Source organism: Sulfitobacter sp. UBA4523 (assembly GCF_002388305.1).
GTDB lineage: Bacteria > Pseudomonadota > Alphaproteobacteria > Rhodobacterales > Rhodobacteraceae > Sulfitobacter > Sulfitobacter pontiacus.
The window spans coordinates 44,718-45,012 of the sequence record NZ_DGMH01000030.1 but is presented as its reverse complement, the minus strand read 5'-3'; the positions used below and the strand labels follow the sequence as shown (position 1 = coordinate 45,012).

Genomic DNA, 295 nt, shown 5'->3' with positions numbered 1-295 from the left:
CTGCGGGCCGTGGCGGATTTCGAGTACGAGTATCAGATGGTGGGGATGAACCGTAAGCTGGATGATAGCGTCGAGACGGTCTTCTTGATGGCAGAGGCCGAGCATCAGGCGATTGCCAGCCGTTTGGTCAAGGAAATCGCCCGGCTTGGCGGGGACGTCAGCAAATTTGTGACGCCCGCCGTCAATGCCGAGCTGTTAAAGCGTTTCTCGCAATAACGATCAGAGGGTTTTCGCAACCTCGCGCGAGGTGTCGAGCATACGGTTCGAGAACCCCCATTCGTTGTCATACCAGCCC

General features: G+C 57.3%; 1 pseudogene. It reads left to right on the top strand.

The window, feature by feature from the left end:
* A pseudogene (locus B3849_RS07765) lies at nucleotides 1-216 on the top strand (pantetheine-phosphate adenylyltransferase); the annotation flags it as partial.
* Nucleotides 217-295: the final 79 nt, after the last annotated feature.